Below are 25,742 nucleotides of genomic sequence, written 5' to 3' on the forward strand. Positions count from 1 at the left end.
GGAAGAATAAATGGCAGCGAACCGCGCCCCGGAAAACCCATACCTTGCCGCCCGCCAGGAATGGAGCGAACGCTATGGTTCCTATGTGAAGGCAGCCGCCGCATGGCGGATTGTTGGTGTCCTCGGTCTGGTAATGGCCGTCATCGGCTTCAGCTACGCGATGTATCTCAGCACGCAAGTGAGGCTCGTGCCTTACATCGTCGAGGTCGACAAGCTCGGAACTGCGGTCACCGCAGGCTTCCCCGAGCAGATCGAGTATGCCGATGTCCGCGTGGTGCGCGCCACACTCGGCAACTTCGTCACGAGCTTTCGCTCGATCACGCCGGATGCGGTGGTACAGAAGCAATATATCGACCGCACCTACGCTCTTCTTCGCACCTCCGATCCGTCGACGGAGAAGGTCAACGCCTGGTTCCGAGGCAATTCTCCGTTCGAGAAGGCAAAGTCCTCGACCGTTGCCATCGAGGTCAACAACATCGTGGCGCTCTCGAACCAGACCTATCAGATCGACTGGACGGAATACGAGCGGGACCGCAAGGGCAAGGAAACCGGCACGCGGCGGTTCCGCGGGATCGCAACGGTGACGCTCACCGCGCCACAGGATGAGGCGACGATCCGCCTCAATCCGATCGGCCTCTACGTCCGGGATTTCGACTGGACGGCACAGCTTTAAGGGTAGGGATTCTTTCAATGAAAAAAACGGGATTGATCGCGGCCGCCGGCTGCATGGCCGGACTCTTGCTTGCGGCGGGCGCGCAGGCGCAAAGTATGACGAGCAACGAGGTGAAAGGAACAAATCTTTCCAAAAAGTGGCGCGGCACGCCGGGATTGGTGACGACGGGACCGGACGGAAAGGTGATCTTCCTGTTCGGCGAAACGCAACCTTCCGTCGTCTGCTCGCCGCTGCAGGTCTGCGACATCGAACTTCAGGGTGGCGAGATCGTTCGCGATGTTATGGTCGGCGACACCGTGCGCTGGAAGGTAGAGCCGGCCACTTCGGGGGCCACAGGCGGACAGGCGATCCATCTCATCGTCAAACCGTCGGAGCCAGGCCTTCTCACCTCAATGGTCGTGACGACATCGCGGCGCACCTATCACATCCAGCTCAAGTCCCATCCGAGCCAATACATGGCGCGCGTTGGTTTCGAATATCCGGAAGACGTGTCCACCAAGCTCGCCGACATCAACACCCGTCTCGAAACGGGCGGCATTCCGGGCACCGCGCCGGACAAGCTGAACTTCTCCTATTCAATCAGCGGCGGTGCTTCGTGGAAACCGAAGCGGGTCTATTCGGACGGGGTGAAGACCTACATCCAGTTCCCGAAGTCGATCTCCGGCCAGGATGCGCCTGTGCTTTTCGTCGTCTCCGGCGGTCAAAATCGCATCGTCAACTATCGCATGAAGAACGACATGATGACCGTCGACTATGCGATCGACAAGGCGATCCTCGTTTCCGGTGTCGGTTGGCGGCAGCAGAAGATCACCATCCGGCGGGGAGGCTGAACCATGCGCAAGCTTCTCACATATTTCGTCGTGGGCGCGCTGCTCTCCGGTTGCCAAACGGCGGACGACGCACTGACCACCAGTTCCACACCTGTGGCCGTCACCGGACCGGCTGCAAGCGCCATCGCCGGCGACATGGCAAGTCGTCTGGCCGAACAGATCGGCCCGGCCGGTGCTACGACCACGATCAAAATGGAGACGGACGCATCGGAGTTCGCATCCGCCCTCGAGGCGGCCCTGAAGGGGCGGGGTTATACGGTCGTCAGGGACGGCAAAGTCGCCAAAGACATCAAGCCGGTCGAGCTTGCCTATGCAATTGAGGGATTCGACGGGCAGCTGCTCGCGCGGGTTTCGACGCCTTCGATCGCTCTCGGACGTGCTTATACACCAACGGCGGCAGGCGCCACGCCGGCTAGTCCGCTTTCGATCATGCAGCGTAACTGACGGAGAGCAATATGGTCCAGTCGCTCCAACTTGGCGCGTCAGCCCAGGCCGACGATCAGAATGGCATGCGCCGGCTCAACCGCCTGCCGATCATCGTCGCCATCATCGTCATCGTGCTGTTCGTCGGCGTGGTCGTGATTGGTCTGTCACTGCGCGGGCTTTCCTTCAATCATGGCGACATCGAGGGTGCTTCCAACAGCCCTGCGACCAGTTTCGGCGATCAGCTTAAGCGGGGTGTCACCGACGGCATTATCGGTGACCCAGAAAAGCAGGAGGTGTTTCAACCGACGCCAGTCGTCGCGGAGAAAAAGGAAAAGCAGGAACCGGTCTTCGAGCGCCAACCAACAGATCGACAAGATCGCCGACAAAGGCTCGAATCCGAAGAGGAGTGGAAGGCACGCCTGAAGCGAGAGCAGGATGAACAATATATGCGCGAAGCCCAGCGGCAACGGATGGCGCGTCTCCAGGCCCGTTCCACGGCGCTCGATTCGCCGCTAAAGGTAGACATCTCCGATGTCGAGAAGGCTGCAATCTCCACCAATGACACCGTCCGCCAGCCGACAAATGCCGTGACGAGCAGCGCCTCAGACCTTTATGGCGCGGCCATGAAATCAGGCTTGATGGAGCAGAACGTCGATCAGAACGGGCAGACGTCGAAGGAGGACTTCTTTAATCAGGACATCAAGGATCTCGGCTACCTGCCGAACCAGGTCGTGCCGCAGATGTCACCCAACGAATTGAAGCGCGGTTCAGTCATCCCGGCGACATTGATCACCGGCCTCAATTCCGACCTGCCGGGGCGCATTACCGCTCAGGTCAGCCAAAATGTCTACGACAGCGCAACCGGTTATCGCCTTCTCATCCCGCAAGGCGCAAAGCTCTTCGGTCGCTACGATTCCAAGGTGTCTTTCGGCCAGGAACGGGTACTCGTCGTCTGGACGGACCTCATTTTTCCGAACGGGTCTACCCTGCAGATCGGTGGTATGGCGGGCACTGACGCTGAAGGTTATGGCGGCTTCCAGGACAAGGTCGACCGACATCTCTGGAGAACATTCGGTTCTGCAGCCCTGGTGGCAATCATCGGGGCGGGTACCGATATGTCGATGCCTGAGAGTTCGACGCTCGCGACGCAGGACACGGCTTCGGATGCAGCAAGACGGAATTTTGCCGCGTCATTTGGCCGCGTAGCAGAAGAGACGATCTCGAAGAATCTGAACGTTCAGCCGACGATTCGCATCCGGCCGGGCTACAAGTTCAATGTGTTGGTCGATCAGGATGTTATTTTTCATTCTGTCTATAGCGGCCGCTAAACAGCTAACGGACGCTCAGATTTTCGCTTGTCGCTGAACGTCGCAAGTACATTCCGCGCGGGGGCGCAGGTGTGACTAAAAATCTCTATAAAATCGTCGTCTTTAGATCAGAAAGAGTTGAATACCCGGCAGAGGTCAATAGACCTAAGCGATGCAACGAACGTGGATCTGCTTCGCGTAGAAGCAATTGCCGTATCGTCCAATGTCCCATGTGGTTCCGGCTAGCCGAACGGTGGCAACCGGTACCTCGCGGCGTCAGAACGGCGCGACGAGTGGGAGGCTTGCACCGTCGAAAAAAGGAGAAAAGTTAGTGGACGGTGACCTTCGCTCTCTCATCGATATGACAGAAGCCGCGCATGATGAACGTATGATCAAAAGTGCTTTGAAAACATTTGCGCACGCATGCGGCTTCGACCGTTTTGCTTATCTGCAGACTGAGGGGTTGGAAATCCGCACATTCAACTCCTATCCGGAGGAATGGCAGGGTGTTTATCTCGAAGGCCATTACTCCCGCATCGACCCGGTCGTTACTGAAGCCAAGCGTCGCATGGAAATGTTTTCCTGGACGGCCGACGATTGGCCCGCTCGTGGAACCTCCGAACTCAGGCGTTTTCGGGACCAGGCGATCGAGTACGGAATTCGGAGTGGGGTGACGATCCCCGTCGAAGGAAGTTTCGGGTCGACGATGATGCTGACGTTTGCATCTTCGGCGCCGACGGCTGACGTTTCAAAACTGCGGGATGCGCAACAAGCGATCCGAGCGGTGCTGGTGATCCATTACTGCCTGAAGATTATCGCCGCGACGACCATTGTCGCTCCGAGACGGTTGCTTTCACCAAGAGAAGCAATGTGCCTCATGTGGGCGGCAAAGGGTAAAAGCGCTCCGGAAACCGCAATGCTAACGGGGATCAAACCGAGGACAGTGCAGCACTACCTTGATAAAGCGCGCGAAAAACTTGAGGCTGCGACCGTCCCACAGCTCGTCGCAATTGCTAAAGATCACGGGTTGGTTTGACCGTCATTCATGTTTATCGAGTGGAACCTCGGGGATGTAGCCTAACGCATCGATGATTTCCGAAAGTTCTTCTTGCTGGACTTCAGATTTCTTTTGGCGCGCGACATACTCCTCCTGCAGGCTCTTGAGCACGGCGGCGGAAAGTGATGGGTCTGCGGTCGCGCGAGCCCATTCCTCATAGACAGCTTCGTCGGCGGCGATCAGGAGGCGGTGTTCGAGAATTGCCGAGACAGCCAACGCCTCAAGCTTCGACTGTTGCATCGAGCTGAAGCGCGATTCTCTTTCCTTTTCTCGACCATTTGCATCGGATGAGCTCGCTTTGTTCACCCGCTTCTCCCAAACTTTCATTCTCTCACCAAGTGGCCCCGAAGGTTCGCCTACATCAAATGGGACACCGTTACATCCGAAATCTCTGAGTTGCAGACAATGTGCTGATGCTTATATCGACAACTAAACCCATTACCCGCCCGCATTGGCGGGCATTTACGGGAAGGAGCTTTACATACTTTAGTTGATAAACTCCGAGTGTGTAAACGGCGATCTTTCGGCGCATGGACATGCGCAAACTGGTCGGCTCGAATTTTGCCCGCCTGCGTCGGGAGAAAGGCCTGACACAGGAAGAGGTCGAGGCGCGTTCTGGTTTCAGCCAGCAATATCTTAGTAGCCTGGAGCGAGGTCGTCGCAACCCAACTGTGATTACGATTTATGAACTGGCTCAAGCCTTAGATGTCAGCCACGTCGAATTAGTGCGACCGATTGGTGAGACCCAAGTGAGTACGCAAACAGGCGCATAATCTGGGATCTCAGCAGCTTCAATCCGGCCCGCGACAACGAGAAATCGTCGAAGCAAGTCAAATGGAATTGAGATTTGTGCTCCTCTCGAGTCCGAACAATCGCTGCGATGAAATTGCAAGGCGCTGCCGCAGACGAGATCGTCGAGGGTTATCCGGCTCTCACTGCGCGCATGGTGGACCTCGCCGCAAGCTACATCTTTACTCCAGGCGACCACTAGATTTGTCAGCTTTGTCCATCGAGGCAATTAGTCGTGGTGAAGAATTCATAATGCGAGGGTTTTCTCGGCCCCCAGGATTGTGATACAAATCCTGGGATAATAGATCCTATTCTCCGAGCTTTTATATCAATGCCCAGTTCAGTCACGCAACGCCAAATCGCTCGGACCGTGCTAACCGAGCGCGGGATAGCACGTTTCGTCGAACTGCGGAACGCAGGAGTGACGGCTGCCACCATGAGCCGAATGGAACGAGATGGTGAAGTGCTGCGGCTTGCCCGCGGTCTCTATCAACTTCCTGATGCGCAGCTCGACGCCAGCCACAGCTTGGCGGAGGTTGCAAAACGCGCGCCCAAAGCCGTTATCTGCCTCGTTTCGGCATTGGTATTTCACAGCCTGACAGATCAGCTCCCCGGACAAATCTGGCTTGCCATAGGCCGTAAGGACTGGGCGCCGAAGCTGGAAGCCCCCGCTGTGCGCATCGTGCGCTTCACAGACAGCCTTCTCAACGACAGCGTCGAAACCCATATCATTGAAGGCGTTCCTGTGAGGGTCTTTGGAATTGCCAAGACAATTGCCGATTGCTTTAGATATCGCAACAAGATCGGCCTTTCGGTAGCGATAGAAGGGCTGCAGGAGGCGCTGCGGCAACGAAGGGCGACTCCTGGCGAAATCGCCAACCAGGCGGAACGCGGTGGCGTTGGCTCTGTGATCCGGCCGTATCTCGAGGCGCTGACCGCCAATGGCTAAAGAAATCAGAAACGTCGGCGCCTCGGTGCGCTCCCGCCTGTTGCAACTCGCCAAGGCAAGCGGGCAAAGCTTCGATCTCGTCCTGACGCGTTTCGCTCTTGAACGGTTATTGTTCCGGCTTAGCCAGTCGCCCCACGCCGATCGCTTCGTTCTAAAAGGGGCGATGTTGATGATGAGTTGGTTCGACAATCCGCACCGAGGCACGCGCGACCTGGATCTTTTGGGTTTCGGTGATCCGAGTCCGGACTCGATGCTTGAGACATTTCGGGAAATTCTGGCGCAAGAGGCCGACGATGGCGTTACGTTCGACGCTGATACGCTGCATGTGGATCGTATTCGCGAGGCACTGGATTATGGTGGGCTCAGGCTGCGGGTGATCGCTTCGATCAGCGGAGCCCGGATCAACCTGACCATCGACATCGGTTTTGGCGATGCGCTTGAGCCTGGGGTGGAGGTTTTGGATTATCCTTCCATGCTCGATTTTCCGATGCCGCGGCTTCGGGCCTATGCGCGAGAAACGGTCATTGCCGAGAAGTTCCAGGCAATGGTGATGCTGGGGCGAGTAAACAGCCGCATGAAGGATTTCTACGACATCTGGATCCTCAGCAGGTCTTTCGACTTTAGCGATGATCGGCTGGCGCGCGCAATAGCCGCTACCTTTGATCGCCGCGAGACACCGATCCCCATTGACCTGCCGGACGCCCTAACGGACGCCTTTGCCAAGGACCAGCAAAAGCAGCGACAATGGCGTGCTTTCATTGAAGGCGTTGCACACAATCCTGGCGATCTGATCGACGTCATCGCGCAGATTGCCACATTCCTGATGCCGCACGCGGTTGCGGCTGCGAGGCTGGACGAATGAGCGGTTTGGTCGCAACCACGCGAGTTCATGGCTCAGCGAGCAGAATTCAGATCCTGTCGGGTTTTTGTCGGGCAACTTCTTAGCTGGAACCCGTCAGTGCGCGGGTTTTACTGGCTCGCCGCCATTACAACCGCGGACGAGGCATCTGGAAGCGCATTAATTTCATGCTTTGGAGTCGCCTAAACTTTGGCTTGGCCGGAACATGCCTCGCCAATGCGAGGTGAACTCAACGCTGTTGTTGACCACCAATGCGGGAAAGATCGATCCGTATCCCCGCATGCCTAACATCCTGCATCGTCTCTGGTTGTAAGTCTTTCGGCGTCGCTTCCTCGCCATCCACTTCCTTATCGCTTTGCTGCGGCGCTTCGATGGGTATGCCAGGATCCTCCGCCTGAAACACGCTCAAGCCCTCAAACTCACCAGTCTTCCATGCGTAAAGCGCATCCTCGAAAATCTGCGGGAAGACGTCTTTGCTCGTGGGGTTGCCATACCATTTCGCAACGTGATGACGGCAGCGAGGAAATAGCGAAATGGGCGAAGGGCAGCGCTCGTCGCCCAGAGGGCGGCATGCACCATGACAAAGCTCAAAGACGCGCACAGCCAGAGCAACAAGCCCGGCCAGATATCCGACGAATAGAAGGCGGCCACGCCCTGTGGCAGACCTCGCGATGCGGCCAGGAAATATCCGGCGGAGACAAGTGCCGCCACCAATCTCGTTCGTGCGAGCGACCACAGAACCGGAAACCCAAGCGCGACAGGAAGGAGCAACACATGGCCGCTCCAGCCCACCACGCCGATCGCGATCGAAGCGAATATCAGCAGCGCCGGCCGAAGGTAATCACGGCACATAGGTGAACACCTCCTGCGCCAGCCCGAGAATACCGGAGATCGGCACCGGGCCAAAATATCGGGAGTCATAGGAGCCGGGGAATGCGGAATGCAGGAAGACATGTCCTGGCGGTACGATGGCGCTCGGAAAGGGCGTCAACGGCCGGTCTTTTCCATCTCGTAGTGCGAGACTGGAAGAGGACACCTCCCGCCCATCCACGCTCACGCTGACGCCGATTTCGACATTCTGTCCTGCGACGGCGGTTACGGTCTTGATCAGCGGTGCAACACCGCCCGGGCAGGAACCGGAACGAAGATAGCCTCGGGCCCTCGCTGCCCGCATCGCCGCCGTTTCCGGCGGGCAGATGAACAGGAGGTCATCGACTGCTGCCGGTCGATGAAGCGGAACGATGCGCCACAGGCCGAGTGGCTCGCTCGGTGTCAGATTGATGCGGTAGCGGCCGGCGACGGCAGTCACGACCAGCAGGATGGCGGCCATCGCCGCCATCGACAGAACCACAATGGCTCGTCGTTGCTGCTTGGTTATCGACCGGCGGGTTGCAGCGCCGGTCATTTCAGCGAGAGCCCTTGGCTCTTGGTTTGCCGCAGCGTCTCGGCTTGCTTGAGCGCTTCCGTCGTTCGTTCATAAGCGGCAAGTTGCTGGGCCGTCCGCATGGAATTCCACGCGGACTGGACCTCTGCCTTCTGGCCGGCCGTCATTCCTGCTGTGACGGTCTCGAAGGTCTTGCCATCAGTGTCTTTCGCAGCCAAAGGCAGGTAGGTCCGTTCCCCGAAACGTTCGGCAACCGCCTTGGCGAACCCTTCGAGTTCTGCTTTCACCATTTTGTCGGCGAGCGCGTATTCGAGGCCAGCCGGAAGATCGTTGCGATCAATCGCATCGCGCACGCGCTCGAGCGTTTGCTTGGCGGCTGGAGACAGTGCCGGGATGTCGACCGAAACCTTCAGTCGGACCGTGCGCTCCTCCGTCTCGTGTTTGAATTCGGCTTCGGCCAGTTCACGAAGATAGCGTTCAAGATTTCGGGCGAGCGCCGGCACATTGGCGACCGCTTTCTCCCGGTCCTGCCTGTCGGCACGGCTCGCCAGAAGACCGGTCTTGCCGTTGAGCGCGCCAAAGCTCTCTGGCTCGCCGGCAATCCTTGCCAGGGTGGACTGCGCGACCGATTTGTCCTTCAACATGGTATCGACATCGATGGCCTTGAAGGCTGCTTCCGGCTTCGCGTAGACAAGGTGGAAGCGGGTCGAGACGTCCTCCCATTGCTTCTTGAGGCCGGGATCCGCGGCGAGCTTGTCCTCGACAGCGTGGTCGAGCGACTTCGGGAAGGTGGTGATGCCTGATACCATGGGCTTGGCCTCCTTGATCGTGTTCGGGATGGAGTGTTTGCTGCTGCCGCGGGCCAGCCCGAGCGCTGTGCTGATGGCCGCAAGACGGGTGCCAAGGTGGGCGAGTTTCTGTTTTTGCCGAACGGCCCATTGGAGGCGATCGTGTGCGATCGTGCGGGCGACGTTGACAAGATGAAGGCCCCGCGCTTCCGCGAAGCGCAGCGCCTGGCGATAGAACGACGCCTTCTCGTAATCGAGGGTCGTCTCCTTGGCGTTTCGGCGCGACAGGATCGGGATGAGACCGCCGGATTTGGCGAAGGAGCGACTGCCGTAGTAGACGGCGAGGTCCTCACGATGGCGCGTCATGGCCACATAGGTGAGATGTCGGTCCAATGAAAGGGAAGCAAGCACCTTCACCCGGTCGACGGTCGCGCCCTGGCTCTTGTGGATCGTCGTCGCATAGCCGTGGTCAAGGTTGTTATAAAAGCGCTGCTCGATCGTGATCTGGTGACGATGTTCACCTTCGCCGATCTCAGCGACGATCCGGCCGGGTGCAGCCTCAAGCACCTTGGCCAACATACCGTTCTTGACGCCAAGGCTGCCCTCGTTCTTGAGGAACACGATCTGGTCGCCGGTCGCGAACATGCGGGTTCCGTCCTCGGTCTTGAAGGCAAAACCGACTGCGACGATGCCGCGCTCGACCAGCTTGGCTCGAGCCATATCGTTCAACATCCGAACATCGCGCCGAAGGTGTGCGAGGATCAGGCTGCTCTTCGAAGGATCGTAGCCGCGATCCCAATCGGCGATCAGGCTTTCGACCGCCTGCGCCTTGAGGTCCAATCCCCTGACATGCCCATGGGCACGATAGGCATCGACCGCTTGACTGACATTGCCGCGCGCCAGATCGAGCGAGGCGTCACGCATCCATTGCTGGCGCTGACGATAGATCGTCTCGAGTTCGGCATAGCCGATGCGATCGGCAATGGCGCGGAAGGAGGCGCCCGCTTCGATCGGTTGAAGTTGTTCCGGATCGCCGACCAGGACGAGTTTGGCGCCGGCCCTGGTGACGGCTTCGACGAAGAGCGCCATCTGCCGCGACGAGACCATGCCGGCCTCGTCGAGTACGAAAACGGTTCTCGCGTCGAGCTGGTTACGACCCTGGTTCCAGCGAAGCTCCCAGGACGAGAGCGTGCGGGAAACGATGCCCGCTTCCTTCTCCAAACCTTCTGCGGCTTTGCCAGCCAACGCTCCGCCGACGACACGATAGCCGGCCGCTTCCCACGACTCGCGGGCAGCCTTCATCATCGTGGTCTTGCCGGCGCCGGCGCGGCCGATGACAGCGGCAATCCGCGTGGTCCCAGCGATATGCTCGATCGCCGTTCGCTGTTCATCCGACAGACGGGAATGGCGCGCGAAGGTCGCCTGCAGCACCGCCTCAGGGACGCCATGGGAGGCGCGACCGGAGAGCCAGATCGCGCGATTGGCCATCTCGGCTTCAAGGCGAATCATCTCGCGCGTGGTGTACTTCGCGGATGTCCGAATACCTGTCGCAAAGTTGATCCGCTCGCGTTCGAGCCGGAGCGCTTCCGGACTTCGCAAAATGCGGACCATCAGACTTTGGAACAGAAGGACATCGTCGATATAGCGATACAACACCTTCGCAACATCGCGTTCGTCGAAGACGCTCTTCTCCCGCGTGATCAGGTCGAGCACGATCTCCGGACGGCGCTGGATGCNCGCAACATCGCGTTCGTCGAAGACGCTCTTCTCCCGCGTGATCAGGTCGAGCACGATCTCCGGACGGCGCTGGATGCGGCGGGCGTTCTCGCTGCGGCGCTCCTCCTGAAGCTCGATGCGTTCGAGTTTGGGAGTCGAGGTCTCCGACTTGTGGTCGGATTGCTCGGCCTTGCGCTCGATGGCTTTGGCGCCGACGCCGAGGTGAATGGTTGGCTCGAGGTCGATACCCTGCTTTTCGAAGGAACGGCCATCGATGCGGATGTCGAGACCGGCCAGCGCCAGATGCGTGTTCTGGCAGGCAAACCAGCCGTCGCGAAACGCATTGAAATCTTCAGTACTGCCGGCCCAAAGCTCATAGACGATCTTGCCGGCGTCATTTCGGATTGGCTTGCCATCCGGGCCGAGCACCGCGACCTTCTTTGAGCCGAACCCGTCTTCGGTCAGCGGGCGCAATGTGCTCATGAGGTGGACGTGAGGATTGCCGGGGGCGTCGTGATAGACCCAGTCCGCCACCATGCCCTGCGCGGTGATGTGCCGCTCCACAAAATCGCGCATGAGCACGATGTTCTGCTCGGCCGTCAGTTCGAGCGGCAGGGCGATGGTGACGTCCTTGGCGAGCTGCGCGTCGGATCGCTTCTCGAAGCCCTCCACCTTGTTCCAGAAGGCCTCGGACGCCCCGGCGACCGAGTGATCGGCAATCATGCTGCGCACCCATTCCGGCGCGTCGGCAGGGATCACGAACTCCTCATGCAAGAGCCCCTGCTTTCGCGTGTGGTCGATCGTCCGGGCTTCCCGTTCGAACTCCATCCTGGCGCAGTGCCGGTAGGCCGCCGACAGGACGGCGCTGCGGCCGGAGCCACGGGCGACGACGCTGACGGAGAAGTGAGGGACGGCCACGGCGGAGTTCTCTCCCGGTTGCGAACAAACTCAAAGGGTTCGTCGGGAGCGGCGGCCCCACCAGGCTCTCTCAGCAACACGTCGCGCCAGCGACGTATAATTGCGCCCTTGGAAGCCGCTCCTTCGGAACGGCCGGGATGATCCACCAAAGCATCGCCGCTGGCGATTGTAGGATTCACAGTAGTGCGTTCGCTACTGAAGTTCCGGAAACTGGCTTCGAAAGACACGCTTTCTCAGCCATGGAGACAATCGGACATGAAGAAGCCCTCCGCGAAAATCCGCGACGAAATTGCCAAACTGCAGGAGCAGCTCAAGATTGCCGAAGCCCGGGAAGCCGAGCGGATTGGCCGGATTGCGCTCAAGGCAGGACTGGGCGAAATCGAGATCGACGAGGCGGAGCTTCAGGCTGCGTTTGAGCAACTGACCAAACGGTTTCGCGGAGGCCAAGGGGGAGGGAAGGGCGGTACGACCGGAGGGAAAAAGGGCGCAGGCGATGGCAGCGGCGCAACCACGGCGGTCGCGTCTGGCGCGGGCGCGGGCAGCGCTGGCGAGGCTTGAACGCATGAGCAGGACTTTGACAACCGACGCCCGCAAGAAAGACACGCGCGAAAAGATCGAGCTCGGCGGCCTGATCGTCAAAGCTGGGCTGCGCTACGAGAAGCGCGCGCTGTTGCTGGGAGCGCTCATCGATGCCGCCCGCCGGATCAAAGGCGACGAGGGCGAGCGGTCCAGGCTCACGGCAATCGGCGTGGAGGCCTTCGGCAATGACTATCAATAGGTTTGCGCTCGTCGTCGTACCAGGGACATTGATGATCCTGGTCGTCATCGGAATGACCGGGATCGAGCAGTGGCTCGCAGGTTTCGGAAAGACCGAGGCCGCACGACAGGCATGGGGGCGGGCGGGGATCGCCTTGCCCTTTCTGGCCAGTGGCGCAATCGGAGTTCTGTTCCTGTTCGCGAGCGCCGGCTCGATCAACATCAAGCGGGCAGGTTGGGGTGTCCTTGCCGGATGCAGCGCGACGATCCTGATCGCGGCTACGCGCGAGACGATGCGCCTTGCCGCTTTCACGAACACGCTTAACGCCGACAAGACGGTATTCGCCTATCTCGATCCGGCAACGTTGATCGGCATGGGGGCAGCGTTCATGTGCGCCTGCTTCGCAGTCCGAGTCGCGTTCATCGGCAACGCGGCGTTCGCAAGCACGGAGCCGAAACGCGTTCGCGGCAAAAGGGCGCTCCATGGTGAAACGGATTGGATGAAACTGACGGAAGCTGCGAAGCTGTTTGCGGAGGATGGCGGTATCGTCATCGGTGAGCGCTATCGTGTCGACAAGGACAGTGTCGGTGCCCGAGCGTTTCGGGGTGACAGCGCTGAGGCCTGGGGCGCCGGCGGCAAGTCGCCGCTGCTGTGCTTCGATGGCTCGTTCGGCTCGTCGCATGGAATCGTCTTTGCCGGTTCCGGCGGTTTCAAGACGACGTCGGTAACGATCCCGACGGCACTCAAATGGGGCGGCACGCTGATTGTGCTCGATCCATCGAACGAGGTCGCACCGATGGTCTCCGGGCATCGGGCCGGAGCGGGAAGGGACGTGTTCATTCTCGATCCCAGAAAGCCGGCCACTGGCTTTAACGTCCTTGATTGGGTCGGCCGTTTCGGCGGAACCAAGGAAGAGGATATTGCCTCAGTGGCCTCATGGATCATGAGCGACAGCGGTAGCGCGCGTGGTGTCCGTGACGACTTCTTTCGCGCATCGGCGCTCCAGCTGCTGACGGCACTCATCGCCGATGTCTGCCTGTCTGGTCACACGGATGAAAAAGACCAGACACTTCGGCAGGTGCGCATGAACCTCTCCGAGCCTGAGCCGACATTGCGCAAGCGGCTGCAAGACATCTACGACAATTCGGGCTCGGATTTCGTGAAGGAGAACGTCGCAGCCTTCGTCAACATGACGCCGGAAACCTTCTCTGGCGTCTATGCCAATGCGGTCAAGGAGACACATTGGCTTTCCTATCCGAACTATGCCGCCCTCGTGTCGGGAAAGAAATTCTCGACCAGCGACATCGCGGCGGGAAACACCGACGTCTTCATCAACATCGACCTCAAGACCTTGGAGACCCATTCCGGTCTTGCGCGGGTCATCATCGGCTCGTTTCTGAATGCGATCTACAATCGCGACGGACAAATAAAGGGGCGCGCGCTGTTTCTCCTCGATGAGGTCGCCCGCCTCGGCTACATGCGGATTATCGAGACCGCGCGCGACGCCGGCCGCAAATACGGCATCACGCTGACGATGATCTACCAGTCGATCGGCCAGATGCGCGAAACCTATGGCGGTCGCGACGCGGCAAGCAAGTGGTTCGAGAGTGCCAGCTGGATTTCGTTTGCCGCGATCAACGATCCCGAGACCGCCGATTACATCTCCCGACGCTGCGGCATGACCACGGTCGAGATCGACCAGGTCAGCCGCAGTTTCCAGGCAAAGGGATCATCGCGGACGCGCTCGAAGCAGCTCGCTGCCAGACCACTCATCCAGCCCCATGAAGTTCTGCGCATGCGTGCCGACGAACAGATCGTCTTCACAGCCGGCAACGCGCCGCTCCGATGCGGACGAGCCATCTGGTTCCGGCGCGACGACATGAAGGCATGCGTCGGCACGAACAGGTTTCACATGATCGGCGATACGCCAGAGACTGCATGATCCAAGCCGGCGCGCAGTGCAAGCAAGCAAGCAAGGCTGATCCAGGAAAATGAAGAGTATCGGAGAAATCAGCATAGCGACGCCCGACGGGCGAGATTTCGGGAATTCTCGTCGTGCGACGGGCGGGAAACAGAGCAGCCGCAGGAGCCTCAATATAGTGGCCCGAAGGGGAGGCGGGATCGACTGCTCCCCGCCCCTCGCACACCATTTTGGCGGCCACACCGCAGCCCGGAGCCAAGCTCCTCCGTAAACGCAGATGAATCCGGGTCCGACATAGGGTGAGGCGAAACGAGGGGATCCGATAGTGGCGAAATCGAATGTGGGTCCGTTCAGAAAGCCGCCGAAGGTCGGAGGCGGCCGCGATCGGCAGCGCGAGGGTGGAGGACTGCTGAGATCTGGGCAGAACAGACGGCTTAAACGCTCAACGGCAGTTCTATGCACCGTGATCATTGCTGTTGGAGGTTGGCTTACCTATGGCGGCGCCGACGCTCTCCCCGGCTTCGCCACTTTGGCCAAGACACCGACGACGGATTCATTGTCGGCCGCATTTTCGATCTGCGACGACAGTCATCGAGCGAACTGCGTCGTCGACGGCGACACATTCTGGTTCGAGGGCCAGAAAATCCGCATTGCCGATATCGATACGCCTGAACTCAGCCCGCCCCGCTGCGAGGCTGAACGGATCAAAGGTGAAGCGGCAAAATCCCGCCTCCTGGCGCTGCTCAACGCTGGAAAATTCTCTCTGGCGGCCGGGTTCCGTGATGAAGACAAGTGCGGTCGCAAACTTCGCACCGTGTCTCGCGCAGGCAATTCGCTGGGCGACGTCTTGATCGACGAAGGGCTCGCCCGATCATGGGATGGTGCCCGACACGGCTGGTGCCAGGGCGGGTGACAGCGAACCATCGCTTCTCCGGCACGGGACAGGGGGTTGGGGAAAGGGAGCAGGGAACCGTCCCCTTTCCCCATGGGAGGAAGTTTGAAGGAGGGGCATTGCCCTTACTTCATGGGGTGAGATTGAGAGGGGTGGCAGAGCCCCCCTTTCATGGCCGCTCCGCTCGGTCGATCCGGCCGGAGGGGCTCATGTGAATAGGCAAAGACCAGAGGCGACAAGCCGCCTCTGGTCTCGACCTCAGTCGCTCGGATCGAAAGGCTCGTTGTCCTCAAGGCCGATGTGCCATCGTTTGTCGGACCACCGCGACGGGAGGTAGATCTCATCACCGCCAAAATGCGCAATGATGATCTTGCCGGCTTCGTGGAACAATCCGAAATCGACCTTGTTGTCGGTTGCCCAAAGCAGCGCCGCAGACAGAAATTCGCGCGAGATGTCTGAAGGAAGATGCACTTCCGCATCGAAATTTCCGCGCAAGCGTTCAAGCCAATCCGGCTGTTGATCAGGCCGCTTCTGGTCTTCTTCAACCGGCTGAGTGATTTGATGCTTTGTCATCAGAGTCTCCTTTTCGTTTCTGACGAAAGGTGTCCGCACCATAGTCCGTGAGGGGTCAGGGACCGCGGAACGCGGCCGCCGTGCGGCGAGCGGAGGAACCGATTTTCCCTGTGCCGCTTGCGGTGCAGGGAAAATTGGAGGGGCCGCGATGTCCTTGACGCCGGAACGGCGGGTGCAAAATGGGGTGTCAGAGAGAGATAGAACCGCGTCCGGAAAGGACGCGACCGCTTGCCATCTCCGATGGCTATGAGACCAGCCGGCGGGCTCCGGGCAACAACATGTGGAAGAGGCATGCTTCTTGCTGCGAGAGGATCGTAACCCGATAGGGCGGAGACCGCGTGCGGGCTCAGGTCGCGGTGCGACTAGAGCCGCGCGCCATCGGCGCCTCGCCCGACACGCCATTCTTCACGAAAATGAATCGATCGCATCTGTAGGATTCACATATGTCGTTGGACGTGGCGGCGCCGTGTGACGATCATGCCGGCATGATTTCGCAACCCTACCAGCTCTATGTCGAACGAACGGATCCAGCCAAGAACATGGCGCGGTACTATGCCATGCAGATCGAGCAGACGATGTTCGGAGAGGCCTGCCTGACCCGACGCTGGGGAAGGATCGGGAAACGTGGTCAGGAGAAACAGCATGTGTTCGAACGGGAAGAAGAAGCGGTTCAGTTGTTCCTTGAGCTGTTGAAGCAAAAGCGTGGTCGCGGCTATCAGCCAAAAACAACGCGCCGAAATTTTCGGAGCTGACCATAATTGCTTTCCTCGTTCCAGCTGACAGAGGAGGGGCCGCCGAAGCGGCCCCTGTTGGCGCGTTATTCTCGCCGGTTCCAGTCGGTCTCGAACGACGCCTCGATCTCGACCAGGAACGGAATCTTGATTGTGAGCTTGAGACCGAGTTTCCCCTTGCGGAAGAAGTGACAGATCACGTTGCCGAGGACGCGGAGCCTGCGGCCGGTGGCGATGAGGAATTGAGCGAGCTGTTGCACGGTATATTCTCCTTTCGAAAAGCGGATATCGCGGGGATAGGCCGCATGACGGGCAAGGAGGGAGCACCTGAAACGCCGAAATGAGAGTGGAGGACCTGCCGGCGCCTGAATTTTGGCCTGCGAGGAGCCGCAACGCGGTGGGGAAAATTCTGGCGCCGGCAGCTTGCGGCGCGACGGACGGGATGCAACATCCCCGATGTCGATGACGGTAGACCGAAAGGAAAGTTGCAGCGGATCGCTCCTCTCCGTACTGTGGACGGCGACGGAACGGCAGCGCCGGTGATATGCCGCCCTCAGAAGGGCGGCTCGGCCTCGGTGGAACCGTCCTGTTCGGCAAGCATGACGATCAGCTCGGCCTGGGCGATTTCGAGCTCGGCTTCGATCTCACGGCGCTCGGCGGGCTCGATGCAGGCGTTCAACTCGGCGCGCAGTTCTTCGATTTGTTGTTCGATCATCGTCATCTCCTTGATGTTTGAGAAAGATGACGCCCACGGTCGTGGCGGTGGGTCAGGGTCAAGGATCGCGCATGCGACCGCCAGCGGCGGCNACGCCCACGGTCGTGGCGGTGGGTCAGGGTCAAGGATCGCGCATGCGACCGCCAGCGGCGGCGAGTGGGGGAGCCGAAATGCGCCAGCATTTTGGGGGAACCGCTCGTCCTTGAGGCTGGCCCGGCTCCACGGCACGATTGGCTCGATATGAGCAGACCCCACCTCTCCGTGTGGCACCCGAAAAGCGGGAAACGGGCTCGACGCCCGTTGCCTACTTTCTCAAAGCGGCCCATTGGCCCCGCCTTAGCGGCGGGGCCTTTGGGATCTCAGTCCCGGTGGGGGCGGGACCAGATCAGCTGGTAGCCGTCCTCGCCCTCGACCTCGGAGAGCGTTGCGTAGATCGGGGCGGGGAAGCTCGGGTCGTCCAGCTTGACCGAGAGGTAGTCGCGGTCGGTCTCGCTGGAGCGCTTCTGCCAGGCCGCACCCAGCTCGACATTGCCGGCGTAGATGCGGAAGTGCGGACCCTTTTCGGAGGGGTTGTCGATGCGGGAGATGCGGGCCTTGACATTGAGGGCCAGCGTGCGGATCGAGCCGGTGAAGCCGTTTTCGGTGGAGGTGAAGGTGCCGATGGTAGCCATGTCCAAGTTCCTTTCGGTTGTTTCGGGCCGCGCCCTTCGCGGCCTCGATGGCTGTCGCAAGGATCGGGGACGATCGGACCGCACCTGAAAGGCCGCAATGAAATGGAGGGCGGCCAGGAGAATCTTTCTTGTTGCGCGAGGAATGCGAACACAGTTCGCAGGGGAAGAAAGTTGCGCAAGGCCGTTGCGGGAGAGCGATCGAGGCGAAGCCGGTCTCCGATCAGACATGCCTCATCGAGCCCGCGGAGGACGTGGCCATGACAGGGAACAGGTCGATGGCGCCCTCGCCACTATCGTTGCCCCGGCGGAACAGCCCGGTCGCGAAGCCGCTCCTCTGTCTCTAAGTCTTGGCGTCGACTTCGGAGACGACAAACTCGTCCAGCCGGGCAGTTGCCTCCTGTTATCAACGCGATATTGTCGAGCCGCGATTCGTCGCCTGGAGGATCTATGCGTCAGCAGACAAAACCGTTTGTGCTCGAAATCAAGCAGTCACGAAAGCTCAAATCAACCGATCAGAAGCCATCGATCTGGGAAAAGCTGGACCTCAAACCTAGTCAGGACATGCAATCGGACGGAAATCCGATAGAGTTGCCGGCCGTTGCGGGTGACAACGACCGACCTTAGCGGTCCCTACGCAGCAGCCCTCTCTTCTGTTTGAATGGGCTGGAGTCCGTGCAGGAAGTTGACTGCACGCTGGGCATGCGCCGCGGCTTGGAAAATAGCCCGCCTGTCGTCGGAGAGGACCTTCAGCCACGAGCCGAGATAAGACGCATGGTCCGGCCGTGGCTCCAACTCCGGCGCGATTCCGAGATCGGCGCATAGGAAGCAGCTGCCGAGTTCGGCGATCAGCTCCTCGCGGGCGCGTTCAGTCTTGTCTTTGGCATATCGGCTGAGATCGCGATTGACGCGATCGGGGCGCGCCGTCCAATGGCAACTTTCATGACTTAGCGTTGCCACGTAAGAGGCGGCATCGCGAAACGTCTCGAACGGCGGCATCTGGATGTGATCCGTGACCGGCGAGTAATACGCCTGCGCGCCACCATGCCGAATGACAGCGCCCGTGTTCTGGAGAAAGCGATCGGCGTGCTCGATGCGCTCGCCAGGTTTGAGCGCTGGACCCGGTAGGTGATGGTAGTGTTCCGGCAGCCCATCGATCTGCTCGATGTTGAAGACCTTGTATGCCTTCAGAAAAGGGATCTCACGGTCGATTTCGCCGCCATTGCCGTCCGCCTCGGACTTGGTGAAGCGGCTAGCGAAGACAACCGTCGACCCGGTCTCGCCCTTGCGCACTGCCGCGCCCAGTTCAAGCGCCTGCTTGAACGTCATCCACATAGGGGAAGTGAACCCCCGCGCCATTCCCTCCGACCATAACAAGAGAATGTTCATGCCCGAATACGGCTGGCCGTTGTGGCGCAGCGGCCGGGTGATCCGGCCATTGGTGTTGGGCGCGTGCCAGGGTTTCATCCAGGGTTTTACACCCTTTTCCAGATCGGCAACGATCCGGTCCGTGATCCGTGCATAGATGTCGGCGCGTTCGCCCTCGGCTTTCCTGCTCATGTCATTATCCTCCGTTTTGGAGGCCGCGCCCACCGCGGCTCCGTCGCGGAGGTCCGAAGGCAGGAGCGATCGGGTGGCACGCCGCACCGGAACGGCCGGAACGGAGAGAAGGACGGCGAAGCCGTTGCGGCAGGCCGCCGGCTCCTGCAGGACCGCCGACCGGGACGGGGACCGCGTAGTTGGCAGGATCGATATTCTGCCTTTCTCTTTCCTCCATGTAAAAAGGCCGGTCCGAAAGGAACCGGCCTAAAGCTCAAGGAGAGAGGGAAGACGCAGCGGAGCCGAAGCTCCCGCGCGAGCGGCTCAACCGAGAGCCGCCATTTGTGCCTCGGCTGCCTTGCGGTCGAGCGAGTGGCCCGGATTTTCGACCGGGCGGTCGAAAGGCTTCCAGACGTCGCCTATGACTTGGCGATAGGCGGAGACCGCACCCTCAGCGGCCATCCGCAGCGCGTGGGACTGAATGCCCATGTCGGCGGCGAATTCGCGCTTACGCTGGGCGGCACTGTCGTAACCGACCGGGCCGTCGAGATCCTCATCGCGGGCGTCGTTTGCCGATTTTGCGGTAGCGTCCCGGGCTTCGGAGACGGCTCTGCTGTAGAACTGGCCGGCTCCGTGCGCCGAGCTGACATAGGCCCCGACGATGCGTTGGAGATGGATCTGCATCGCCTTCTCGCCGAGACCGCTCGAAAGGCTGTCAGCGGTCTCAATGATCAGACGCTCGTGGAGTTCATGGATGCCGTCGCTGTCGACCACCGCGGTCCCAAAACTCTCGGCGATCAGCATTGCCTGTGCGGTGTCCGGGCAAGTGAGCCTGACCATTTCGAGGGTGGCGCCCTTGCGGAGCGGGACAACGCGGGTGGAAGGTCTATTGGTTGCGGGCTTGGCCATGGGGTTTTCCTTTCGCGGTTTCCACCGAAGCGGCTCCGGCCGCTGCCGGTCTGCCCTTCGATGCGGTCGACAGGAACCGGCTGAGGGCGGGCGCTTTCAGAGGTCCGGGACGGCAGAGCGAGCGAAACTGGTTTGCGGACAAGCGGGGTAAAGCCCCGCGAAGGACGCGGAGCCGCTTTGCGAGCGAGGCTGCACTGGCCGCTCGGCGGCGCGGTAGCGGCCTTGAAACGACCGGCCGCCGGTTCAGACCGCAGCAAAACGAAGGGCAGGCCGGCAGGGGTCGGGCTATGGATCCGAATCCCCGAAGGAGAGAAACTCCTGCGACCGACAGCCAGCATTCCTCCTCCAGCGCATCAGCCCCCACCAAAAACGCGCCCTCCCGGCCAAGCTTGCGCCGCCGCACTGTCCGCGTCATCGCCGAGCGTCATAGGCATGCCGCCGCCAGTGATGGCCGGGCGGCGGTACCGATCGTTATGACGTTGTGGAGCAGGATTACTCTGCCGCGATTCCGTAAGCGGTATCGGGATCCTCAGCGCTGGTGTCAGCGTCGGCTTCATCCAGCTCTTCGAACTCGGTGTCGGCTGCGCTGCCGCCGTCCTCAGCTTCCGGAACATGCGGTTTGTCGATTGCGTCGTGCTTGATCGACGGATACGACTCATCGTCAGCGCCGGGCCCGATGCCGCGCATCTTCCCGTCGGCGAGTGCATCTTCGTCCTCGCCGCCATGCTCCATCTTCTTGGCCAGCCACTCGGCCAGCTTCGCGTCATCGGGTGCGAAGAGGGCTGCCGGATGCACGAAACGTTCTTCCTTGAAGTGCTCGACAAGGGCAGCGCGGGTGTCCCTGACGCGCGGGCGGGGAACGACACTCCTACCCCCGCAGGACGCTTCCAGTGCCGGACGCGATAGGCACGCGAGGAATTGCTCCGTGCCCATGTTCGGAAGATAGGTGTCGGCGCCAATGGCATCGCCGGCGATCCGGGCGACAATACCACTGTCCGTGCGGGTGGTCCGCGCCGACAGTGCGTCGATCAGGGTCAACCTGGCCACGACACGAAGCGTATCCGTGGCGAACTCCAGTTTGCCATTTTCACCGATCAGCTGGACGGCGTGCCGGGCGAAACGCCTGGAGCCGTAGAGATGGTTGGAGGTTTCGGATCCGGAGTCGACCGAGACGTTCTGGCCGGCGAATGCGAGGACGAGCAGCGCCATGAAGGTATCGTCCTCGATCGGCGCTTGTGCCAATGCCTCATGCAGAGCGTCTGTGCGGAAATCGCCGATCATGTCGAGGCCGTTTCGGGTCACGTCGGGACGTGTCTTGGCTGCAAGATCGATGGCCTCGTTTCCGTCCTCACAGCCGGGCGCGGTCGGATCGGCCCTGCCGTTCGCCTTCTTCGCCTCCGGCATCCGGAAGTGGGCGGACTGCACCTTGCCCTCTCGATCGAGGTACATGGCGGTGCAATCGCCCTTGCCGGGCTTGCCGTAGACACGCTCCGCCTTCGGCGGCAACTGCGGCTGGCCCCAATTGTTGAGCTCGACGATGAAACCCTTCTTCGGGAGATTGCTGCTCATCCATTCCTGCTGCGCACCGAGGAACGCTTCGACGTTCGTCGTGAAGCGATTGTCCTCGTCACCCGGTCCGAAGAGGTCTTCCGCCCATTCGATGCCATAGGCCTGGCGGAGATCGTCGCCAAAGCTCGCATCGCGCGCGAACATGCGGGTCTTGGTGAGGCCGGTGGCGATCGCCCACCAGGATGCCGTGTCACCCTTCTTCGGCTTGTGGGCCTTCCAGACTTCCTTCTGCTCGTCGAGCGACGCCGCGGAAATCGTGCGAAGCTGCTGCTCGTTTGGCATGTCGCCCCTGGCCATGCGATCGAGCATCGCCGGCAGCACATTGGCGAGCAGTCGAAGCTTCCGGATTTGTCTGACCGGCAACGCCAGCGCAATCGCAATCGCTTCCTCGGTCCAGCCGAGAGCCACTAGGCGCTCGATGCCGCGCCATTGATCGACGGGGTTGAGCGGTTCGCGCGCGATGTTTTCGATCATCGAACGCATCGCGCCATTGTCGTTGGCCGCCTCGACGACGATAACATTGATTTCCTCGATGCCGGCGGCGATCGCCATGCGGGTGCGCCGGTGACCGGCTTCGATGACATACCCGTTGCCGCCGGCTTCGGCGAAAATGACGGGCGGCTGGATGATGCCGACGGCCTTGATGGTCGCAAGCAGCAGCGCGTCGGCCTGGGGCGTCGACGTCGACTGGCGGGTGTTGTCGGGATTGGCCTTCAGCGCACGCGGATCGACCTTCATGAGTTGCATGGGAGTGTTCCTTTCCGGGGGATGCGGACCAAGCCCTCTGCCGGTCCTTCCTGTCTTCATTTTTTCCTGAAGACATCTCCCGTACCGCAAAGCGGCCCTACCGGCGCAACTGCGGTCGAGCAGCCCTGCCGCGAAGGACAAGCGGGGCTAACAGCCCTGCGAAGGACCTGTGGCCGGGATGCGGAGGCGGCGGTTGAGCGACAGCGGCGGCGGGAGGACCGATCTGCGACCGGTTTTCCTTCCCTTTCGCCTTCTCCCTTTCCCAACTTCTTTTGATAAGCGCTCTGCTACAGAGCTCGCAATCTGGTTGCGAGGGAACAAAAAAATGGGCCGTCGGTCGAGCAACTGCCATCGAAGCATGGCGCCAAATCGCCCGCCTTCACGCCGAACGAACCAAAGCCTCACTCCCAGATCTTGTTTTCACAGCGTTAAGTTTACGGTGCCAGCCCTTCTGTAGGATGCCCCTACTGAATCCCACCTTCGCTGACATGGAAATGGCCCTGCCGCTCGATACCCGTCAGGAAGGTGGTTTTGTGGACGCCGGCAGAGAGAATCTCCGCGTATGCCAGTTCCTCACTCTCCGGCGCATCGCCGCCCAGCACGCGGCCTGTCATCGTCTTCGGCGCGTCGATCCCCAGCAGTGACAGGATTGTGGGCGCAATGTCCGTGATTGAACTCGGAGCATCTGAAACCCGGCCCTGCGCGACTCCCGCGCCGTAGCTCGCGAGAACGGCCGTGAACTCGCCGCGATGCAGCCCCCCATGCGTGCCGCCGCCTATCCGCAGATCGTTGTCGCCGGGGTCGTAAAAGACCGAATCCACATGCCCGGCCTGATCGGTCTGATCGTCGGCAGGCGTTTTCCCGAGGTGCACGAACAGGCCAGGAGCGCGCTCGCCGCCCGCACCCAACAGTTCCAGCGCAAGACTGCCATCCACCGTGCCGCTGGTGCTGCCCGGTTCGCTGGCAGGGCTGAATGCGCCGCCGAACCATACCTGTTCCATCATGAAGTCCCGTATGTCCCGCAGTAAGGCCGGGTCATCATGTTTGAGCCAAAGGCCCACCGCGCGGCCCGGTCGAACAAGCACCTGCGTTGCATGATCGTTGAAAGATGCCGCCGCCTTGAAACCGGCCTGACAAAGAGCGTCGGCCACGTTGACTGTGCCGCCGATCGTCACATGGCCATGATCGGAAACGATAAACAACGTGATGCTGTCGCGCTCCGGCTGGGCGTCCCGCCATGCCCGCAGCTCTCCAATTACAGCATCGCAAGCCCGCATATTCTCTCGTAGCTGGGTCGATTGCAGGCCGTGCAGATGGCTGACGCTATCGACTTCGGTGCACCATAGAATGGTGGCGGCGGGCTTGTCGTAGGGCCATACTTCGCGCTCAAATACCCGGAACGCCGTCATTGGTCCATCGGCGGAGATGCCCCCGGCCGGGATTTTAAGGGAACGATGGGCGCGGGCGGCAAACGAATGCGGGTAGCCGATCTGGGGATGGCGGACATTGAAACCGGTTTGTCCGCGCTGCTGGCCCTTCCAGTTCAGCGCCGGCAGAACGCCGGGGCCACTCGACGTGACGACCGCAAACGGCCGTCCCGCTTGGTGTAGAACTTCCGAGATCGAGGGCACTTTCACCAGGTTGCCCGCTAGGCGTTCATCCGCCGCCCACCAATCATGCGTGGTTTCTGTGAACACTTGATCGGGGCTGGTCCCCCGGATATAGAATTGGTTTCCTGCAATCCCGTTCACCTGCGCGGTTGCGCCAGTGGCCAAGGCCGTGAGCGCCCCCCGCGTCTCGCTGGGGAACACAGTGGTATGACGGCGGTTCCACGTTCCGTCGCTGGCCAGCGCCGCAAGATGGGGCATGGTGCTTTCAGCGACCAGATCGGGCCTTAGGCCGTCAATTCCCAGCACCACGACATGGCGCGCGTCATTGGCCATTGGTGTTTTCTTCCATGTTGTTCGTTTCGTTCTTTTGTGGATAAACCACGCGCACACCTGCATCCTTGAACCCATCCGCAAAGCGGGCGGGCGGTGGCTCGTCGGTGACGATGGTTCCAATGTCCGACAGGGACGCCGAGACATAAGCTCCTGACGCGCCGAATTTGCTATGGTCAGCAACGAAGATGCGACGGCGGCTGCGCTCGAACAGCAGTCGCTTGAAGCGTTGCAGGTACTTGCTTGACTCTACCAAGCCATGCACCGGGTCAACGCCGTAGGCTGCAATGATGGCCGTGTCGAAAATGCACTCGGAAATGGCCTCTAGTACTTGTTCGCCCATTAGCGCGCCATTGGCATAGTCGTACTCCCCCCCGGTGAGCGTGACCCGGTGCTTGAGGCCGCTTTGCAGCACTTCCGCGATGGCCGGCATGTTCGTCATGACCGATACCGCAGGGCCGTCGTTCAACGCCTTTGCGACGGCCAGTGCTGTGCTGCCGTGAGTGATGAATATCCAGCCGTCCCGGGTCGCGGTTTGCGCTGCCAGCTTTCCAATCACGGCTTTTTCTGCACTCAGGCTGGCCAGCCGCGACGGCAGCGGCGCGGCGCGGGAAACTGGGATTGCGCCCCCATGCACCCGCGTCAGCAGGCCGTCCTTTTCGAGAAGGACCAGATCACGACGGACGGTTTCCATCGTCACCGAGAAGCGCTCGGCCATTGCGGCAATTCCGATGCCTTCGCCTGTGCGAAGCATATCAGCTATGGCTTGTAGGCGGCTTGCTGCCGGCAGTTTCGTCACAAATTCCTCACTCTACACGATGGAGTCGGCCGCGCTTACAACCGATATGTTGTCATTTTTGGGAATAATTGCCTTTCAAATATCTGTCAACGGCTCTTTGATGACAGTTTTCGCGCGCATACACTGAAAATGCCTGCCATTCCTTCATCTCACCTTATGTGTTCCGCGCAAAAGCGCACTTTTCTGGCACGTATTTTCTGTAATTGCCAATTTATGCCAGATATTGTCACATTCTTGTAAAGAGTAGCCGTTAGTCGGCAAGGCTTCATTTAATTGCTAGTTCCCG

General features: G+C 60.4%; 25 protein-coding genes and 2 pseudogenes. 13 read left to right on the forward strand and 14 right to left on the reverse strand.

All coding sequences use genetic code 11. From position 1 onward, the window contains the following. The first annotated feature begins 10 nt into the window (after positions 1–10). From BN1800_RS30500 to BN1800_RS30520, 5 genes are all read left to right on the forward strand, one after another. On the forward strand, positions 11–673 hold the full coding sequence (locus tag BN1800_RS30500) for a conjugal transfer protein TrbF (protein ID WP_034523051.1): 663 nt from the start codon (positions 11–13) through the stop codon (positions 671–673). A gap of 17 nt (positions 674–690) precedes the next feature. Then, positions 691–1,503: a P-type conjugative transfer protein TrbG gene (gene trbG, locus BN1800_RS30505; protein WP_087002831.1), complete on the forward strand. Its 813-nt coding sequence runs from the start codon at positions 691–693 to the stop codon at positions 1,501–1,503. 3 nt (positions 1,504–1,506) lie between these two features. Continuing rightward, positions 1,507–1,947: a conjugal transfer protein TrbH gene (gene trbH, locus BN1800_RS30510; RefSeq protein WP_087002833.1), complete on the forward strand. Its 441-nt coding sequence runs from the start codon at positions 1,507–1,509 to the stop codon at positions 1,945–1,947. A gap of 11 nt (positions 1,948–1,958) precedes the next feature. After that, positions 1,959–3,257, forward strand: a complete 1,299-nt coding sequence (gene trbI / locus BN1800_RS30515; RefSeq protein WP_087002835.1) for an IncP-type conjugal transfer protein TrbI — start codon at positions 1,959–1,961, stop codon at positions 3,255–3,257. Between the two features lie 310 nt (positions 3,258–3,567). Beyond that, a complete protein-coding gene (locus BN1800_RS30520; protein WP_087002837.1) occupies positions 3,568–4,272 on the forward strand; it encodes an autoinducer binding domain-containing protein in 705 nt (234 codons plus the stop codon). A gap of 3 nt (positions 4,273–4,275) precedes the next feature. Here the strand turns inward: BN1800_RS30520 and BN1800_RS30525 are convergent, their stop codons facing one another. Next, on the reverse strand, positions 4,276–4,599 hold the full coding sequence (locus tag BN1800_RS30525; protein WP_087002839.1) for a transcriptional repressor TraM: 324 nt from the start codon (positions 4,597–4,599) through the stop codon (positions 4,276–4,278). A gap of 224 nt (positions 4,600–4,823) precedes the next feature. Between BN1800_RS30525 and BN1800_RS30530 the strand changes: the two genes are divergently transcribed. The 3 genes from BN1800_RS30530 to BN1800_RS30540 all read left to right on the forward strand — a co-directional run bounded on the left by BN1800_RS30530 (position 4,824) and on the right by BN1800_RS30540 (position 6,893). Continuing rightward, entirely contained in the window at positions 4,824–5,066 is a 243-nt protein-coding gene (locus BN1800_RS30530; protein WP_087002841.1) for a helix-turn-helix domain-containing protein, read from the forward strand. A 347-nt stretch (positions 5,067–5,413) separates the two neighbouring features. Further along, positions 5,414–6,031, forward strand: a complete 618-nt coding sequence (locus BN1800_RS30535; protein ID WP_087002843.1) for a type IV toxin-antitoxin system AbiEi family antitoxin domain-containing protein — start codon at positions 5,414–5,416, stop codon at positions 6,029–6,031. Further along, positions 6,024–6,893: a nucleotidyl transferase AbiEii/AbiGii toxin family protein gene (locus tag BN1800_RS30540; protein ID WP_087002845.1), complete on the forward strand. Its 870-nt coding sequence runs from the start codon at positions 6,024–6,026 to the stop codon at positions 6,891–6,893. Before BN1800_RS30535 ends, BN1800_RS30540 begins: the two co-directional genes overlap by 8 nt. A 226-nt stretch (positions 6,894–7,119) precedes the next feature. Here BN1800_RS30540 and BN1800_RS30545 read toward each other — a convergent pair. The 4 genes and pseudogenes from BN1800_RS30545 to traA all read right to left on the reverse strand — a co-directional run. Next, positions 7,120–7,398, reverse strand: a pseudogene (locus BN1800_RS30545) (lysozyme family protein); the annotation flags it as partial. Further along, positions 7,398–7,742: pseudogene (locus BN1800_RS30550) on the reverse strand (conjugal transfer protein TraB); the annotation flags it as partial. The pseudogenes BN1800_RS30550 and BN1800_RS30545, both read right to left, overlap by 1 nt. Then, positions 7,732–8,295: a conjugative transfer signal peptidase TraF gene (gene traF / locus BN1800_RS30555; RefSeq protein ID WP_087002847.1), complete on the reverse strand. Its 564-nt coding sequence runs from the start codon at positions 8,293–8,295 to the stop codon at positions 7,732–7,734. The pseudogene BN1800_RS30550 and the gene traF, both read right to left, overlap by 11 nt. Continuing rightward, a complete protein-coding gene (gene traA / locus BN1800_RS30560; RefSeq protein WP_087002850.1) occupies positions 8,292–11,696 on the reverse strand; it encodes a Ti-type conjugative transfer relaxase TraA in 3,405 nt (1,134 codons plus the stop codon). The genes traF and traA overlap by 4 nt, the downstream gene beginning before the upstream one ends. Before the next feature lie 255 nt (positions 11,697–11,951). Here traA and traC point away from each other — a divergent pair, with 255 nt between their 5' ends. From traC to BN1800_RS30580, 4 genes are all read left to right on the forward strand, one after another. Continuing rightward, the gene (gene traC, locus BN1800_RS30565) at positions 11,952–12,254 is read left to right on the forward strand and encodes a conjugal transfer protein TraC (protein ID WP_087002853.1); all 303 of its coding nucleotides are present in this window, start codon (positions 11,952–11,954) and stop codon (positions 12,252–12,254) included. Between the two features lie 4 nt (positions 12,255–12,258). Next, positions 12,259–12,474, forward strand: coding sequence for a type IV conjugative transfer system coupling protein TraD (traD, locus tag BN1800_RS30570; protein ID WP_087002856.1), 216 nt, complete (start codon positions 12,259–12,261; stop codon positions 12,472–12,474). Then, positions 12,461–14,395, forward strand: coding sequence for a Ti-type conjugative transfer system protein TraG (traG, locus tag BN1800_RS30575; protein ID WP_087002859.1), 1,935 nt, complete (start codon positions 12,461–12,463; stop codon positions 14,393–14,395). The genes traD and traG overlap by 14 nt, the downstream gene beginning before the upstream one ends. 442 nt (positions 14,396–14,837) lie before the next feature. Next, a complete protein-coding gene (locus BN1800_RS30580) occupies positions 14,838–15,287 on the forward strand; it encodes a thermonuclease family protein (protein WP_087002862.1) in 450 nt (149 codons plus the stop codon). A 237-nt stretch (positions 15,288–15,524) separates the two neighbouring features. Here BN1800_RS30580 and BN1800_RS30585 read toward each other — a convergent pair whose 3' ends face one another. Continuing rightward, a complete protein-coding gene (locus tag BN1800_RS30585; RefSeq protein ID WP_087002865.1) occupies positions 15,525–15,839 on the reverse strand; it encodes a hypothetical protein in 315 nt (104 codons plus the stop codon). Between the two features lie 443 nt (positions 15,840–16,282). Here BN1800_RS30585 and BN1800_RS30590 point away from each other — a divergent pair, with 443 nt between their 5' ends. After that, the gene (locus BN1800_RS30590) at positions 16,283–16,591 is read left to right on the forward strand and encodes a WGR domain-containing protein (protein WP_087002868.1); all 309 of its coding nucleotides are present in this window, start codon (positions 16,283–16,285) and stop codon (positions 16,589–16,591) included. 65 nt (positions 16,592–16,656) lie between these two features. On the opposite strand, the gene BN1800_RS41650 is transcribed toward BN1800_RS30590, so the two are convergent. The 8 genes from BN1800_RS41650 to BN1800_RS30630 form a co-directional block, all read right to left on the reverse strand. Further along, the gene (locus BN1800_RS41650) at positions 16,657–16,830 is read right to left on the reverse strand and encodes a hypothetical protein (protein WP_179213930.1); all 174 of its coding nucleotides are present in this window, start codon (positions 16,828–16,830) and stop codon (positions 16,657–16,659) included. 293 nt (positions 16,831–17,123) lie between these two features. Continuing rightward, positions 17,124–17,285 (reverse strand): hypothetical protein, encoded by a 162-nt coding sequence (locus BN1800_RS41655; protein WP_179213927.1) that lies wholly within the window; start codon positions 17,283–17,285, stop codon positions 17,124–17,126. A gap of 359 nt (positions 17,286–17,644) precedes the next feature. Continuing rightward, positions 17,645–17,956: a DUF736 domain-containing protein gene (locus tag BN1800_RS30600; protein WP_087002871.1), complete on the reverse strand. Its 312-nt coding sequence runs from the start codon at positions 17,954–17,956 to the stop codon at positions 17,645–17,647. Between the two features lie 630 nt (positions 17,957–18,586). Beyond that, a complete protein-coding gene (locus tag BN1800_RS30610; RefSeq protein ID WP_087002877.1) occupies positions 18,587–19,513 on the reverse strand; it encodes an ArdC family protein in 927 nt (308 codons plus the stop codon). A 303-nt stretch (positions 19,514–19,816) separates the two neighbouring features. Next, the gene (locus tag BN1800_RS30615; protein WP_087002880.1) at positions 19,817–20,401 is read right to left on the reverse strand and encodes a hypothetical protein; all 585 of its coding nucleotides are present in this window, start codon (positions 20,399–20,401) and stop codon (positions 19,817–19,819) included. Between the two features lie 492 nt (positions 20,402–20,893). Continuing rightward, the gene (locus BN1800_RS30620) at positions 20,894–22,717 is read right to left on the reverse strand and encodes a ParB N-terminal domain-containing protein (RefSeq protein ID WP_087002883.1); all 1,824 of its coding nucleotides are present in this window, start codon (positions 22,715–22,717) and stop codon (positions 20,894–20,896) included. A 464-nt stretch (positions 22,718–23,181) separates the two neighbouring features. Next, positions 23,182–24,660, reverse strand: a complete 1,479-nt coding sequence (locus tag BN1800_RS30625; RefSeq protein WP_087002886.1) for an alkaline phosphatase family protein — start codon at positions 24,658–24,660, stop codon at positions 23,182–23,184. Further along, positions 24,650–25,456, reverse strand: a complete 807-nt coding sequence (locus BN1800_RS30630; protein ID WP_065276645.1) for a DeoR/GlpR family DNA-binding transcription regulator — start codon at positions 25,454–25,456, stop codon at positions 24,650–24,652. The genes BN1800_RS30625 and BN1800_RS30630 overlap by 11 nt, the downstream gene beginning before the upstream one ends. Positions 25,457–25,742: the final 286 nt, after the last annotated feature.

The organism is Rhizobium sullae (genome assembly GCF_900169785.1).
Classification (GTDB): Bacteria; Pseudomonadota; Alphaproteobacteria; order Rhizobiales; family Rhizobiaceae; genus Rhizobium; species Rhizobium sullae.